The following is a 15,241-nucleotide window of genomic DNA, read 5'->3' as shown; positions in this document are numbered from 1 at the left end:
GCCGAATCCGCTTGGTCGGCGAACTGCTCGGGGGCGCCTTGGCACGGATGCGTGCCGACCTTGAGATCCGGCGGCATGTGGACCGCTTGGCGGAAGCCCAGCTCATCGCGCACCTGGGGAACTGGGATTGGGACCTTCTGACTCATTTTCGACACCGTGCTTCGCGGGCTTGTTTGTTGACAACGACTTACGCGCGCAGCGATCGGGCTTGGCACTACATGGCCTCATCTCCGACTGCGGCTCGGTCAGGTCTCCCAGCAGAGTGACCGTGGCCGGCGGCCGGACGCCCGCCGCGGCGAAGATCTGGCCGGCGCTGCCCTGCAGGTCCGTGCGGAGTCGATAGCGCCGGCCGCTCATCTCCACCGTCACGGCCTGAACGGCGGATAGATCCCGCATCAGGTCCGGCCAGGAGAGGCCCACGCCCCGATCATCTAGGCGACGCTGAAGATCCACCTCCAGCCGCAGGGCCAGGAAGCTGGCCACGATGTGCCCCATCGAAGTGTCGTCGCGATGGTGGTAGATCGGGCGAACCTCCAGCGTGGACTTTTCCTCGCGAAAGGTTCGTTCCACCCGCCACAGGCTCTTGTACGTCCGGGCCACCTGGTCCACGGGCAGGTCGGTGCTGGTGGTCAGCACGAACAGGCCGTCGAACCGGCTGTCCCGCTGAACCGCCTCCGGGTCGATAGTCACCCCGCCTTTGACCACCTTCACGAAGCGGGCGAAGCCGTGGTTGCCGATCACCGCCTTGGGGCCGTGACGCGACAGCGTGTCCTGCAGCTTGGCCAGCAGAGCCTCCCGGGCGGCCGCATCCTTGACCCCCTCGATCGGGTTGCGGCAGGCCACGTACCGACGCGAGCCCACCCGGACCTCCTTCACCTGAAGGTTCGGGGCCACCGGCGCATACTCGCCCGGATCAGTCAGTACCTGTTCGGCCACCTCCTTGTTCTGCCGCAGCCGGCAGCCCAGAACATAGTCGAACGGCTGATGCGGATGATCCGCCAGCAGGGTCATCGTCTGCTTCGAGATCATCCCGCGGTCGGCCACCACCACCCCCCGACGAATCCTCAGCCGCTCGCGCAGGACTTTCACCACCTGCTCGAAGGCCTTCACGTCCGCCGTGTTCCCCGGAAAGATCTCCCAGGCGATCGGCCAGCTGTCCTGGTTCACCACCACACAGAGCACGAACTGCGCCAGGTCCGGGCGGCGATCCCGCGAGTAGCCCCGCTTGCGGTAGGCCGTCGGTGTGTCCCGGTAGACGTACACGCGGGTGGTGTCGATGAAGACCAGATCCAAGTCCTCGCTGAACAGGTCGCGGTCCCGGTCGAACAGCCCCTGCTCCAGGCGGTCACGAACGTCGGCCAGAAAACCGGTGGTGCGATAGAAGTGCTGCAGGGCCAGCCCGTCGGTGCCCGGACACTCCACCGTGCGGATCCATTGCGAGCCTTGCAGGTCGGAACCGCCCAGGCACAGACGCTGCAAGGTCATCGCGAAAGCCACCCGCTCCACGTCGAACTCGAACTTCCGCCTTCTGGCCAGCGACCGGAGCACTTCGGGAACCCCCTGGCGGTCCCACAACCGGCCGAACACCAGCGCCGGACCCCACGGGCGGGCGGCCCGGGCGCGCAGGTCCTCCCGCGTCCGTTCGACCACCCGCAAGGCCTGGCTGTATTGGCTCAGGCTGCGGAGCAACCCATCCAACTCGCCGGAGGCCACCACGTCGTCGCGCCGCCCCAGGGTGCCCACCACTTGCTGGCGGACCCGGGGGCCGTCCCGATACGACCGGACGATCTGCAGGTATTCGTAGGTGACACCGTTCTGGACACTACGCTTGGTGCGGACAAACATGCCCAAATAATACCATAAAAAAAAAGGAATGTCAAGAGCCTGCGGCCATCGGACGCAACTATTTAGGCACTACATTCCGAGCCCCGGAACAGTCCCAGCCGCGTTCTCGGGGCCGCCAGCAGGGTTTCGGGCAGGCCAACAATGCGGCAACTGTCGAAAATGAGCCTGAGGTGAGGTCGTACCTTCGTTTCATACGCTCCCGTTGGGGGAGCGGCGTTCGCATCGAAACGGAGGTGTATCGTGACCGAACTCAGCCGCAGAATGATCGAGGACATGAAGCTTCACGGGCTGAGCGCCACGCGTTGCCGGTTGAAGTAGGTCGGGCGTGGATCCACCCGAGGAGCATGCGAACATCATCGTCATCCGCCGAGTGCGATGGTGATACCGACCAGCGCCAGGCCGGCAACAAGGAACGCCAGGCCCGTTCCCAAGCGGTTGGCGTTGGCGTGCTTGCCCCACTGGTAACCGGTGAGGAAGAGCATGGCGACGAGCAGGGCGTTGGAGACCCGCAAGGCAACGTGAGTGCGGCTGATGAACAGGAACGGGACAGCGGCGGGAATGGTGGAGACGATTACCAACAAGCAACTGGCAAGGGCGCCGAGGAGGTCTTCCTTGTGGAGCCCGGTACGTTCCGGCGGGGTGCGAAGGGCGGTTGTGTACACCGAGCGGCGCACGCGCGCCCGCTCCTCCTCGGTCATCAGTGACGCCAGCGTTCCGTCCAACGCCTGTTCGACAACGGCCATCCCGGCGGCTTCGTCGGGTGCTCGTTGAACGGCCATCAGGTACCTGGCCCTGCGGGCTCGGTCGAGCATGTTGCCCATCATGAACATGACACCGTCGATGATACCCCACGCGATACTGCAGCCGACGGTCGCGATGAGCAGCTCGCGTTCTCCCTGGGCCGTGTCCTCTACCGCCAATCCCGCGGTGAGGGTAATGGTCAGGACCATGATCAGCCCGAAGAGCACTTCGTTGATTCGGTCGGCCGGCTCCAGGTACCTGTGAATGAACGTCTCTTTGCCGATCATCCGCAACACTCCTCGGTGCGCAATCGCCGCCCGCCATGCGAGAGGCCGCCCTCGTCACCTGGATGGCATCATTTGCGGTTCTTGCCGGACGCTATCGGTTTGAGCCGGGCGCGCAGGGCCGGCGGCTGGCTGCGCACGATGAGATCGACGGCCTCCTGCGGCGAATCGGTTACGCGCACGAAGCCCAGTTCCTCCTTGCCGACCGCGCCGGCCCGGATCTGGTGCCGTGTGAACGGCTTCAGGGGTTGCCAGAAGCTCCTGCCCATACCGATCACCGGGAAGGGGCCGATCTTGTGGCACTGGATGAGAGTTCCGGCCTCGTACATCTCGTCGAGCGTCCCCAAACCGCCGGGCATGATCACGAATGCGCAGGAATATTTCACCAGCACCACTTTGCGGACGAAGAAGTAGTGGAACTCGATACTCTCGTCCACGTACGGGTTCGGCTCCTGTTCGAACGGCAGGATGATGTTCAAGCCGATCGAGGTGCCGCCGGCCTCGTGAGAGCCGCGGTTCGCCGCTTCCATAATGCCGGGGCCGCCTCCGGTCAGGACCGCGAAGCCGGCCTTGGCCAGCTCCTGACCGACGTCGACGGCCATCTTGTAGTAGCGATGGCCGTCGTTGAAGCGAGCCGAGCCGAAGACGGTGACCGCCGGGCCGAGCTTGTGCAACCGGCCGAATCCGCGTTTGAACTCGGCCTGAATGCGTCGCAGGCGGGCTTTCTCCGCCGCAGGCGTGCGCGTCTGCATGAGGAAGTTACGTTCTTCTGCGCGCTCGGGGGGCAACTCGTAGGTCGTACCGGCCTTGGCCCAGTACTTCTGCCAACTGCGTTCCCATTGATCGATGGTCTGTCGCTTCGCCATGGTCTCCTCGGGTCTTGGTCAGAGTTCGATGACATCACCAATCGCGGGCATGGTCGGTTTGAGGCCGTGTCGCTGCTGAATGAGTTTGGCCAGGGTCTTGCGCGGCCCGTCTTCGCCGTGAGCCACGATCACACGCGGCTTTGACGGGGCGATGGCGCTGAACCAGCTCAGCAGGTCGGTCTGGCCGGCATGGGCGCTGAATCCGCCCAGCGTGTGGATCTGGGCCCGCACGGCGATCTTCTCGCCGTGAATACCCACGAATTGCTCGCCCTCGACCAGCAGACGTCCCAGCGAGCCCCGTGCCTGATAACCCACGATGATGACGTGGGTCTCGGGTTTCCAGAGATTCTGTCGCAGGTGGTGCAGGATGCGTCCCGCGTTGCACATGCCGGCACCGGCCATGATCAGGCAGGGCCCCTTGACGCCGTTGACCGCCTTGGAGTCGTCGGCCGACTCAGTAGCTTTCATGGTCTTGAGGTCGTCGCGTACCAGGCCTTCGCGCATGCAGGCTCGCATGTCGTCGTCGAACAGCTCGACGTGGCGGGTGTAGATCCGCGTCGCCTCGATCGCCATCGGGCTGTCGAGGAACACCGGGAAGGGCTTGACCTTGCCCTTTCGGAACATCCAACTCATCAGCAGAGTGAGCAGTTGGGCGCGCCCGACGGCGAAAGTGGGCACCAGCACCTTGCCGTCGTTCTCGACAGCATGCTTCACGATCCCGACGAACTCCTCCACCGTTTCGCGGAACGGCCGGTGGTCATGGTCGCCGTAGGGCGATTCCATGACCACCTTGTCTGCCTGCTGGAAAGGCTCGTAGTCACGCAGAATGGGTGCGCCCTTGGACCCGAGGTCTCCCGAGAATACGACGTTCTTGGTGCGACCGTCCTCCTCGACAAGCAGCTGGATGCTGGCGGAGCCGAGCATGTGGCCCGCCTCGGCCCAGCACGCGCGTATGCCCGGCGCGACGGTCACCGGTTTCTGATAGGGGACCTCCTTGAGTCGCGGGATGATCGCCTCGGCGTGCTCGGGCGTGTAGAGCGGTTCGCCGGCGCGTTCGCGCTTCCGGTTGTCGCGTTCGGCGTCCTGGAGCTGCAGCCTCGCCGAATCGCGGAGGATCCGGGCGGTCAATTGGTTGGTGGCCGGGGTCGCGTAGACCGGGCCGGTGTAGCCCAGCTTGGCCAGCAGCGGCAGGCGCCCGGTATGGTCAAGATGAGCGTGGGTGAGAACGACTGCGTCCAGTTTGCCTCGACGGGCGGTCTCGGGTGGACGGTTTTTGGCTGCGGCGGCGCGGCCACCCTGGGACATGCCACCATCGACCAGGACCCGTGCGTTCTTCGTTTGTACGAGGTACGCCGAACCGGTGACTTCGCCGCCGGCCGCGCCGTGAAACTTGATCTGCAAAACTACTCTCCTTTGTTCACGGGCGACATCTCGAAGCGTTTGACGTTCTCCGGCAACTTGAACGCGAACGTTCTCTCGTTGAACGAGGGTGAGCCACTCCAGCCGGCGATATCCGCCGTATATCGCGATCGGGTCTCGTTTTGCCCGTAGTCGATGGTGATCTTACGAAGAACCGGCTTGCCCTCGGCCTCGATCCAGAACTCCCAATTCGAGTCACCGGCCACGAAGGCCAGGTGATGGCACTTGAGGCCGTTGACGGTCGCTGTTCCGAGGTAATCACCCGCGGTGATACGGGTCAATACCCTGTCGTAGAGGTCTTTGTACATCAGATCCTCGAGCGGGACGATGACCTCGTACTTGACGGCGAGGGTGTCCAGCGCGGCGTCGATCGTGTTGGGAACCTCGACGACAGTGTAGAGGCTCTTGGAGCGATCAAGCATCGAGACCGTCTTGCCGTCGTAGACCATTCGCCTGGCGCCGTTGTCGCCAGTGACTTCGATGGCCACTTTATCCGGTCGGCTCACGCAGATGGCTCGCCGCTCCGAGACCTGGACCTTGTCTCCGGACACGCGGATCTCATCGCGAGTCGTATTGGCGACCATGCTGAACTTGTCGAGGCCGGCGAGGTAATCACACATTCCCTTGAGAACTTCGAAGGGATTCGGCCCTTTGGCCTGGGTTGACTCCTCGGGAGGCACGGGGGATTCCGCAACGACGTAGCCCTTTTTGCCGTCCTGCTCGCCATCCTGATAGTAGACGTTGTCCGACTCGTAGTAGGTCGTGTTGTTGATCACGACAGTCTCGTATTGAGGCGGCAGGGTGGGGTAGTAATACCCGACCGGCGGATATGCCACGCTGTAAGTGACGGCTCCGGCGACCCAGCCGGCGGTGAACCAGGCCCAGCCCGAGTGCCAGTAGTCGTTTCCATGCCACGGGTAGTGAATGGCGCCTGCGGGGAGATTGGTAACGTAGCGTCCGCCGTACGGGCCTCGCACGCCTGCGACGCCGTAGCCACCTGGCCCCCAAGCCGCTCCGGCCGCGCCGCCGTAAGGTCCTCTGACGCCGGCCGCGCCGCCGCCATAGGGTCCCCGGACGGCTCCCGCGGCCGCACCACCCGGCCCTCGGATGCCGGCGGCCGCACCGCCGTTTGGACCTCTCACGGCGCCGGCAGCTCCGCCTCCGGGGCCGACGACACCGGCGGCCGCACCGCCGCCGGGGCCTCTCACGGCTCCGGCCGCACCGCCCTCAGGCCCTCTAACGCCTGCCGTTACGCCACCGCCTGGGCCTTTGATCGCACCGGCGCTCCCGCCGCCAGGCCCCTGGACGCCGACAGCGCCTCCGCCACCGGGTCCTTTGATGCCGCTGATTGTGGCACCGCTGGGTGTCGTGACCGAACCGCGGTGGATGAGTGAGCCGTTGTTGGCAGGTAGTTGAGCGGGGCTGACGGGTCGCGAGATCGAGCTTGCCCCCGATGTTCCCGGTGTTGGCCGCCGGATCGTGGTTGCAGAACCTCCTGCGCTGACCGGCCCGGGCGCGACGCTGCCTGCGGCGGTGTTGGGCCTGGGTGCTACGCTGCCCCCCGCCGTACTGGGCCTGGGTGCTACGCTCCCTCCAGCGGTACTGGGCCGATAAGTTGGATTCGACGGCCGTGAATACGAGGGCGTCGATGGGCGGGAATAGGATGGAGTAGAGGGACGCGGTGACGAGTATCGGATGCCCCCGCTGCCGGAGTAGGATGGGCGGCTGACGCCGCCGCCTCGCGACGCGCCTCCGCCCCCTCGGAATCCCCCTCCACCGCCACGCCCGCCCCCACCGCCGCGTCCGATGGCGTATGCGGCGTCACCCATGAGTGCGATGGCGAACATGCAGAACAACGTGAGCCACTGGCATTTGCGACAGGTCATGGCTGTGCTCCTTCTCCATCAGTAACCAGTTCCGACATCGGAACGCTCTCTGCCCCGGCAGGCGGGGCGAAGATGAAGGTCTGTTCCGAGACGGCGGGTGCGAGATCCCAATCGTCCATCGTGGCGATGTACTGCGGCTGGTCGGCTTCCTGGGTATACGTGATCAGCAGCTTTCGCGGAAGCGGCACCTTGCCCGCGTCGATCCAGATCTGCCAGTCGATATTCTCCTGGCGAAACAGGAGATGGTGACACTCTGTTTCACCCACGGCGTGAAGGCCCAAGTAGTCTCCCGAGTCGACATCGGCCAGCAGCGAGTCGTAGGTCTTGCCGGCCAGCAAGTCGGCCAGCGGCATGACCAGATCGTAATTGTCGACCATGTAGTCGAGCATTTCGCCGATGCGGCCGGGCACCTTTTCAGTCGCATAGGCGTTGGCGTCCTTGTCGAGTATCGTCAGCGCGCTGCCGCGGTACCAGACGGACCACTTACCGTCGTCGGAATCGGTTTCCGCTCGCAGCCGGTCGGGTCGGGTCGCGGTGATCATGCTGGTGCGGTGGAACTGAGCGAGCTGCCCGGTCTGCACGGGCCTGTCGATCGTCGCCTGGACGCGAACGCAGAATGTCTTCGCCGCGTCGAGGGTCTCGCACATCTGCTTGAAGATCGGGTCTGCCTGCGGATCGATCTCGCGTACTCGCGTTTCCTGAGTCGCGCAGCCTGCCGACATGGCCGCGGAGGCGATGCCGAGCATCGCGCCATATGAGAGAAGTCGTCGTAACTGGATCATGTGTCAATCCTCCAATCGACTGGAATCGGTGATCATCGACCGGTTCCGCATGAAACCGCCTCGCGCCGCGGATGCCCGCCACGCTGAAACCAGGTTCAGGACATCAACTGCCGCTTCTCGGCCGGCGTTGCTTCTGCTCACGGTCTCATGGAACGCGATCGGCGTCGATCATTGCGCCCCAATTCGTGCGTTTGCGCATCTGGTCCTTGATCTCGGTCGGTACCAGATCGTTGCCCTGGCGGAGTTCCCAACCGCCGCCCAACGCGCGATAGAGCGTGATCATGTTCTGTGCGGCGGAACCGCGAGTTGAGATCAACCGAGACTGCTCGGTGATCAGATTCTGCTGGGCAACCAAAACGCGGATATAGTCGGCGATGCCGCCTTTGTACTGCTGCGTCGCGACGTTGACGGCGCGTGACGCCGCGTCGGTGCTACCGGTCAGAGGCGCGATCTGATGCTGAGCACCCACAAGGCCGGCGATGGCGCTCTCCACCTCCCCCTGGGCCCGAAGGACCAGTCCCTCGTAGTCGCTGATGGCGGCCTGGAATGCCGCGTCCTGAACCCGAACGTTGTTTTCGATTCGCCCGTAGTTCAGAACCGCCCAGCGGAACGAGGGGCCGGCAAAGGCCTGGAAGCTGTTGCCTCGCCACAGGTCCTCGAAATGCTCGGCGGAGAGTCCGATGTCGCCGGCGAGAGAGAAGCTCGGATAGAAGTCCGCGAAGGCGATACCGATGTATGCGTTCTGGGCTGCGAGCTGACGCTCGGCGCGTCGAATGTCGGGCCGACGTCGCAGGAGTTCGGCCGGGACACTCACGGCGATGGACTCCGGCGGTGCGGGGATCGCATGCTTCTCGCCGAGCAACTGGGTGATGTCCTGCGGCGGCATGCCCAGGAGCACACACAAGGCGACTCGCGTTTGCCGAATGCTCGCCTCGGTTGCGGGAATCTGGGCCTCGGTGTCATGAAGCAGCGTTTGAGCTTGTGCAACATCTAGCTCGGTGGCCGTCCCACCCTCGCGCCGCTGTTGCACGATGGCCAGGCTGTCCTTCTGGATCTGGCAGTTCTGGCGGACGATATCCAACTGCTCTTCCAGGGTGCGGACCTGGACGTAGTTCGTGGCTACCTCGGCGATCAGGCTGACCAGGACATCGTCATAAGTTGCCACCGAGGCCAGGACGGCGGCGTCGGCTGCCTCGATTCCGTGACGGAAGCGACTCCAGATGTCGAGCTCCCATCCGACGGAAAGGCCGGTGACTGCCCAATTGGAATAAGACGGGTCGATGCTCGGATCACCCACCGCGTTTCGGACCGCGGTACCCAGCGGAGCCTGGAGGGCTCGGAGCGTGCTTATCCTCGACGCCCACTTGCTCTGGTGTTGCTCCACCGCGCCGCTGTTCTCGCTGGCCTGGTTCCAGGAGTATCCCCCGGTTGCCTCCTGACGTTGAGGGAAGAGATAGCCAACCGCGATTCCCCGTGCTGCCTGGGCCTGCAATACGCGCACGGCCGCGGCCAGCAGCGGTGGGCTGTTCTGATACGCGCGGGTCACGAGGTCGTTGAGGACGGGATCGTTGAATCCTTCCCACCATTTGGCGAGTTCGGCCGGTCCACGCTGTATGCCCGGCTGCCCTGCATCCATCCATTCCTGCTGGAGGCGCGGCGACGGTTGCGTGTAGTTCGGGCCGACCCGGCATCCCGCGATCATCAGGGTCGTCAACAGGGGGATGCTCAGGGCGCACCCGCATCGGTACTCTCGAGTGTAACGTGGCATCAGTGTCCTCCCAGGGTTTTCTGTGTGGACGGTGAAGCGCCGGACGCGGCCGCGCTCCCCGATGGCTTCGACGAGGCCTTTCCTTCAGTCAACCATCGCACGACGGAATAGAATACGGGTGTAAAGAAGATCCCGAAAGCCGTCACGCCGACCATGCCGCTGAACACGGCCACTCCCAGCGCGACGCGCATTTCCGCGCCGGCGCCGGCGGCCAGCGCCAAGGGCACGACGCCCAGCGTGAAGGCGAAGGAGGTCATGAGGATCGGCCGCAAGCGCAGCTTCGACGCCTCGATGGTCGCGTCCCGGCGGGGGCGGCCCTCATCCTGAAGTTGCTTCGCGAACTCGACAATGAGGATGGCGTTTTTCGCCGCCAGGCCGATCAGCACCACCAGACCGATCTGGGTGAAGATGTTGTTGTCCATCTTCATGAGCCAGACTCCGGTGATCGCGGCCAGGAGGCACATCGGCACGATGAGGATGATGGCCAGCGGCAGCGACCAGCTCTCGTACTGGGCCGAAAGCACCAGGAAAACGAAGATGGCGCCGAGGATGAACACGAAGATGGCCGTGTTGCCCGCGAGTCTCTGTTGCAGGGCCAGTTCGGTCCATTCGAAGCCCATGCTGGAAGGCAGTTGGTTGCCAGCGACACCCTCCATCATGGAGATGCCCTGGCCCGAGCTGACTCCCGGGGCGGTCCCGCCGCTGACTTCGGCGGACGGATACATGTTGTAGTGGTTCACGATGGCCGGGCCACTGATATCGCGGACGGACAGCAGAGAACCCAGGGGGACCATTTTCCCGGACGCGTTCCTGACCTTGAGCTGCCCGATGTCCTCGGGCTCGAGCCGGAACTTGGCGTCGGCCTGGACGTTGACCTGCCAGTTGCGTCCGAAGCGGGTGAAGTCGTTGACGTAGGTCGATCCCAGGTAGGTCTGCAGAGTCTCGAAAGCGTCATTCAGAGATACACCGAGCGACTTGGCCTGGGTACGATCCAGGTCCACGTAGAGCTGAGGCTGATTGGCCCGGAAACTGCTGAACAGACCGACCAGACCCGGCTGGCCGTTTCCGGCCGTTACCATGTTGTCGACGTTCTCCTGCAGTGCGGTCAGGCCCGCATCCGCCCGGTCCTGCAGCTGCATCTTGAAGCCGCCGGTGTTGCCGAGGCCGTCGACCGGCGGCGCACCGAACACGCTGACCACAGCCTCCTGAACGTGCTGGAACTCGCCTCGCAATCGCCGCGCGATGGCAAAACTGGACTTGTCCGGATCCTCCTTGCGTTTCTCGAAAGGTTCCAGAATGACGAACATGCCGCCGACGTTGGATATGTTCGTGCTCATCAGGATCGAGTAGCCGGGGACGGAGATGGTGTGGGCCACGCCCGGCGTCTTGGAGACCATATCGACCAGCTTGACCTGGACGTCCTGGGAGCGTTCCAGGCTCGCCCCGTCGGGTAGCTGGGCGTTGACGACCAGGTAGCCCTTGTCCTGTTCGGGGATGAAGCCCACCGGAACCGTCGCGAAACCCTTGGCGGTCAGGTACATCAGCCCGCCGTATGCAATCAGGACGATGAGGCTGACGCGCAGGAGTACGCTGACGATCATGCCGTAGCCGCCGATGGCGCGGTCGAAGACCCAGTTGAAGCCCTGGAAGAAGAGGCCCAGGATATGGTTGACCACCCCGCTGAGCAGCCAGCCGGCAACGGCACCAATGGCGAACGCAACGGCCCGTGCAACCCACAGCATCGCGGGTGTCCCGTGAGCTGCCGCGGCGGCTTCCTCACCGTGTGCGGCTGGTAACTGGACGCCGAAGACAGGCGCCAGCACGGGCGTGAGCAGGTTATACGCCGCCAGACCGACGAGAACGACGAGGCCCAGGCGGGGGAGAGCCTCGGAGTGGGCATGGCCGTGCTCGCTCTGACCGTGGGACTTGAGGATCAGTGCGCACAAGGCCGGGCTCAGGGTCAACGAGTTGAAGGCGGAGATGATCGTCGAGGTGGCGATGGTCAAGGCGAACTGGCGATAGAACTCGCCGCTGATGCCGGTGATGAAGGCTGTCGGAACGAAGACCGAGCTAAGCACCAGAGCGATGGCGATCAGTGCCCCGGAGACCTCGTCCATGGCTTTTCGGGCCGCATCGGGCGGGTTCATGCCCGCGGCCATGTTACGCTCGACATTTTCCACCACGACGATAGCGTCGTCGACCACGATACCGATCGCGAGCACCAGGCCAAAGAGCGAGAGGTTGTTGAGCGAGAAGCCCAGGCCGGCCATGACCGCGAACGTACCGATCAACGAAACCGGCACGGCGACCATCGGGACGATCGTCGCCCGCCAGCTTTGGAGGAAGATGAGCACGACGATGAACACGAGGATGAAGGCCTCGAACAGCGTCTTGTAGACTTCGTGGATCGACTCGGAGACGAACACGGTCGTGTCGTACACGATTCGATAGTCGAGTCCCGCGGGGAATCGGGCTTTCAACTCCTCCATTCGGGAGCGCACGGCCTCCGCCGTCGCCAGAGCGTTGGAGCCGGGCAACTGGTACACCGCCATGGTGATGCAGGCTTGGCCGTCCAGGTACGTATCGACGTCGTAGTTCTTGGCGCCCAATTCTGTGCGGCCGACGTCACGGACTCGGGTAATCTGGCCGTCCGAACCGGTCTTGACGATCACGTCCGCGAACTGCTCCGGTTCGAGCAGCCGGCCCAGCGTGTTCACCGTGAGCTGGGACTCCTGACCGGGGGGGGCAGGGGTCTGGCCCAGCCGGCCGGCGGCCACCTGCACGTTCTGTTCCTTCAAGGCTTTGGTGACGTCGCCGGCGGTCATGTTGCGCGACGCGAGCTTCTCGGGATCCAGCCAGATACGCATGCTGTAGTCGCGTGCTCCCAGGAAGGCGACGTCGCCGACGCCCGGGAGGCGGGCGAGTGCGTCCTTGACCTGGATCGTGGCGTAGTTGCTCAGGTAAAGCTGGTCGTACCGTTTGTCGGGAGAGACCAGATTGACGCACAGGAGAATCGCCGGCGACTTCTTCTTGGTCGTGACGCCCTGGCGTTTGACCTCCTCGGGCAGCTTGGCCTCGGCGATCGACACTCGGTTCTGGGTGAGGACCTGGGCCATGTTCAGGTCCGTTCCGACGTTGAAGGTCACGTCGAGGTACATCTGGCCGTCGTTGGTGGACTTGGAGAACATGTAGAGCATGTTCTCCACGCCGTTGACTTCCTGCTCGATCGGCGTGGCCACGGTATCGGCGACGACCTTGGCGCTGGCCCCCGGGTATATGGCCGAGATCTGGATGACCGGCGGCACGACCTCGGGGTACTGGGCGATGGGTAGCGATCGCAGGGCCACGCCGCCGACGATCAGGATGACGATCGACAGCACCGTGGCGAAGATCGGACGATCGATGAAGAAGCGTGAGAACATCGTTCAGTCTCCGTCAGTGGCTCGTGGGTGTCGCAGGTTTGCTTTGGGCCGCGTTGGTAGAGGACGAGCTTCCGGCGGGAGTGTTGGCCCTGGTTGCTCGGGTGGGCATCTCCGCACGTTGCGGATTCACTGGTTTGCCGGGGCGAGCCCGCTGCAGGCCGTTGACGACGACCCAGTCGCCCGCCTGCACGCCGGACTTGATCACCCGCAGCCCGTCATCCTGGAGGGGGCCCGGCTCGATGAACCGTTGCTGGACGGTGTTTTTGTCATCCACGGTCAACACGTGCTTGGTGCCCTGATCGATCGCAATCGCTCGTTCCGCCACCAGCAAGGCCTTGTAAGGATCGCCGATCGGGACCCGCACCCGAGTGAACAGACCCGGCTTGAAGATACGCTTGGAGTTGTCGAAGGTACCGCGGGCGCTGATCGTGCCGGTAGTGGGATCAACCTGGTTGTCGGCGAAGTCGATGACGCCCTGGTGCGGATAGCCTTGCTCGTTCGCCAAACCAACGAAAACCGGCACTTTCAGCGTTCCAATATCGGGCAGGGCTTCACCGGGCGGGCGTGACGCTCGTGAGGATTCTCGAAGGCGCAGGAGATCTCGCTCGTTGACATCGAAGTTGACGAACATCGGATCCAGCGAGACGATCGTGGTCAGCTTGTCGTTGTCGGCGAGAACCAGGTTGCCCGTGGAGATGTCCGAGCTCGAAATCTGACCGTTGGCAGGTGCTACAATCCTGGCGAACTCCAGGTTCAATTTGGCGGTGTCGATGGTTGCTTCGGCGGACTGGATGGCGGCGGTGGCCTCACCCATGTCAGCCTTGGCCTTGTCGAGATCCTGCGGCGTGGCCGCGCCAGTAGGCACCAACTTCTCATAGCGTTGGACATCCGCCTTCGCGCGGGCGAGCTTGGCCTCCCACTGGGCCTTCTGTCCGAGGGCGTTCTCGAGGGCGGCCTTGAACGGGCGAGGGTCAATCTGGAACAGGACGTCTCCCTTCTTGACCTCCTGGCCGTCCTTGAAGGTAATCTCGTCCAGATAGCCGCTGACCCGGGCACGGATGTCCACCGACACGGTCGCGCTCGTCCGGCCGGTAAACTCCCCGAAGTCGGTGACGTCCCGGCTGACGACCTGGCTGATCGTCACCTCGGGTGGCGGGGGTGCGGCCGCCTGCTGGCCGGTCTTGTCGCCGTCACAGCCGCTTGCCACGGCCAGGATCATCAGAGTGTAGCCAATACCGCTAGATAGACGCATGTTCGGTCTCCTCAATAGCGCTCTTCGATGAAGCGCCGCCCGGCGATAGACGCCACGTCGTCGTAGGCATTGTCCTTGTTCCGCTTGGGAAGCTCGATGGTCTTGCGTTTCACTTTCTCGTGCGGGATGAGGCTCAGAAAGTGGGCGATGCAGTTCAGTCGCGCGCGGCGCTTGTCTTCCGAAGGAACGATGTACCAGGGCGCCCATTCCGTGTCCGTCGCCTCCAGCATCTGATCGCGAGCCCGCGAGTACTCGTACCATCGCTCTCGGGAAGGCAGGTCCATGGTACTAAGCTTCCATTGCCGTAGCGGATCTTCGATGCGGGCCGCGAACCGCCGCTTCTGTTCTTCGTTTGTGACCTCGAGCCAGTACTTGATCAGTCGAACGCCGCCCTCGACGAAATGATGCTCGATCACGGGGCAGAGCTCAAGGAAACGCTTGTGCTCTTCCCTGGAGCAGAAGCCCATCACATGTTCGACGCCGGCCCTGTTGTACCAGCTTCGGTCGAAGATCACAACCTCTCCGGCGGCGGGGAAGTGCTGGATGTAACGCTGGATGTAGAGTTGGCTCTTCTCGCGTTCGGTGGGGGCCGGCAGAGCGACGACGCGGAAGACTCGCGGGCTGACACGTTCCACAAGTCTGCGGATCAGTCCGCCCTTGCCGGCGGCGTCGCGTCCTTCGAAGACGACGACGATCCGAAGACCCTCCTGCTTTACCCAGTCCTGGAGTATGCAGAGCTCGACCTGGAGCTTATGGAGTTCGCGCTCATACTCCTTGCGGCTCAGTTTGCTACGTTCAGCTTTTTCCTCGCTCATGGTTGTCCCTTTCGGCTGGAACACCTCGATCGCTACCGGGACCGCTGGGAACAGGTTGTGTGGCCGAACTGACTGCGGTGTCGAATCGGCTTGCTCGTCAGGTACTCGCTGCCCGCAGACAATGGACATGCATAGAGCTGGTAGCCACGATCCATCTCCCA

Annotated in this window: 10 protein-coding genes; all 10 read right to left on the bottom strand. The window is 63.8% G+C overall.

What is annotated here, in order from left to right; all coding sequences use genetic code 11:
* Positions 1-102 precede the first annotated feature (102 nt).
* Positions 103-1,845, bottom strand: coding sequence for an IS1634 family transposase (locus KA354_20395; GenBank protein ID MBP7937010.1), 1,743 nt, complete (start codon positions 1,843-1,845; stop codon positions 103-105).
* A gap of 359 nt (positions 1,846-2,204) precedes the next feature.
* The gene (locus KA354_20390) at positions 2,205-2,873 is read right to left on the bottom strand and encodes a VIT1/CCC1 transporter family protein (protein MBP7937009.1); all 669 of its coding nucleotides are present in this window, start codon (positions 2,871-2,873) and stop codon (positions 2,205-2,207) included.
* A 68-nt stretch (positions 2,874-2,941) separates the two neighbouring features.
* Positions 2,942-3,736 carry a TIGR00730 family Rossman fold protein gene (locus tag KA354_20385; protein MBP7937008.1) on the bottom strand — a complete coding sequence of 265 codons (795 nt, stop codon included), beginning with the start codon at positions 3,734-3,736 and terminating at the stop codon, positions 2,942-2,944.
* 18 nt (positions 3,737-3,754) lie between these two features.
* Entirely contained in the window at positions 3,755-5,137 is a 1,383-nt protein-coding gene (locus KA354_20380; protein ID MBP7937007.1) for an MBL fold metallo-hydrolase, read from the bottom strand.
* Between the two features lie 2 nt (positions 5,138-5,139).
* On the bottom strand, positions 5,140-6,297 hold the full coding sequence (locus KA354_20375; GenBank protein MBP7937006.1) for a DUF2092 domain-containing protein: 1,158 nt from the start codon (positions 6,295-6,297) through the stop codon (positions 5,140-5,142).
* 740 nt (positions 6,298-7,037) lie between these two features.
* Positions 7,038-7,823 carry a DUF2092 domain-containing protein gene (locus KA354_20370; GenBank protein ID MBP7937005.1) on the bottom strand — a complete coding sequence of 262 codons (786 nt, stop codon included), beginning with the start codon at positions 7,821-7,823 and terminating at the stop codon, positions 7,038-7,040.
* Positions 7,824-7,968: 145 nt separating this feature from the next.
* On the bottom strand, positions 7,969-9,591 hold the full coding sequence (locus KA354_20365; GenBank protein ID MBP7937004.1) for an efflux transporter outer membrane subunit: 1,623 nt from the start codon (positions 9,589-9,591) through the stop codon (positions 7,969-7,971).
* Positions 9,591-13,013 carry a multidrug efflux RND transporter permease subunit gene (locus KA354_20360; protein ID MBP7937003.1) on the bottom strand — a complete coding sequence of 1,141 codons (3,423 nt, stop codon included), beginning with the start codon at positions 13,011-13,013 and terminating at the stop codon, positions 9,591-9,593. The genes KA354_20365 and KA354_20360 overlap by 1 nt, the downstream gene beginning before the upstream one ends.
* A 13-nt stretch (positions 13,014-13,026) precedes the next feature.
* Positions 13,027-14,265 carry an efflux RND transporter periplasmic adaptor subunit gene (locus tag KA354_20355; GenBank protein MBP7937002.1) on the bottom strand — a complete coding sequence of 413 codons (1,239 nt, stop codon included), beginning with the start codon at positions 14,263-14,265 and terminating at the stop codon, positions 13,027-13,029.
* Between the two features lie 11 nt (positions 14,266-14,276).
* Positions 14,277-15,080 (bottom strand): polyphosphate kinase 2, encoded by an 804-nt coding sequence (gene ppk2, locus KA354_20350; GenBank protein MBP7937001.1) that lies wholly within the window; start codon positions 15,078-15,080, stop codon positions 14,277-14,279.
* Positions 15,081-15,241: the final 161 nt, after the last annotated feature.

It is taken from the genome of Phycisphaerae bacterium, assembly GCA_018003015.1.
Taxonomy (GTDB): domain Bacteria; phylum Planctomycetota; class Phycisphaerae; order UBA1845; family PWPN01; genus JAGNEZ01.
The sequence above is the reverse complement of the archived record's forward strand: the minus strand, read 5'-3'. Positions and strand labels throughout refer to the sequence as shown.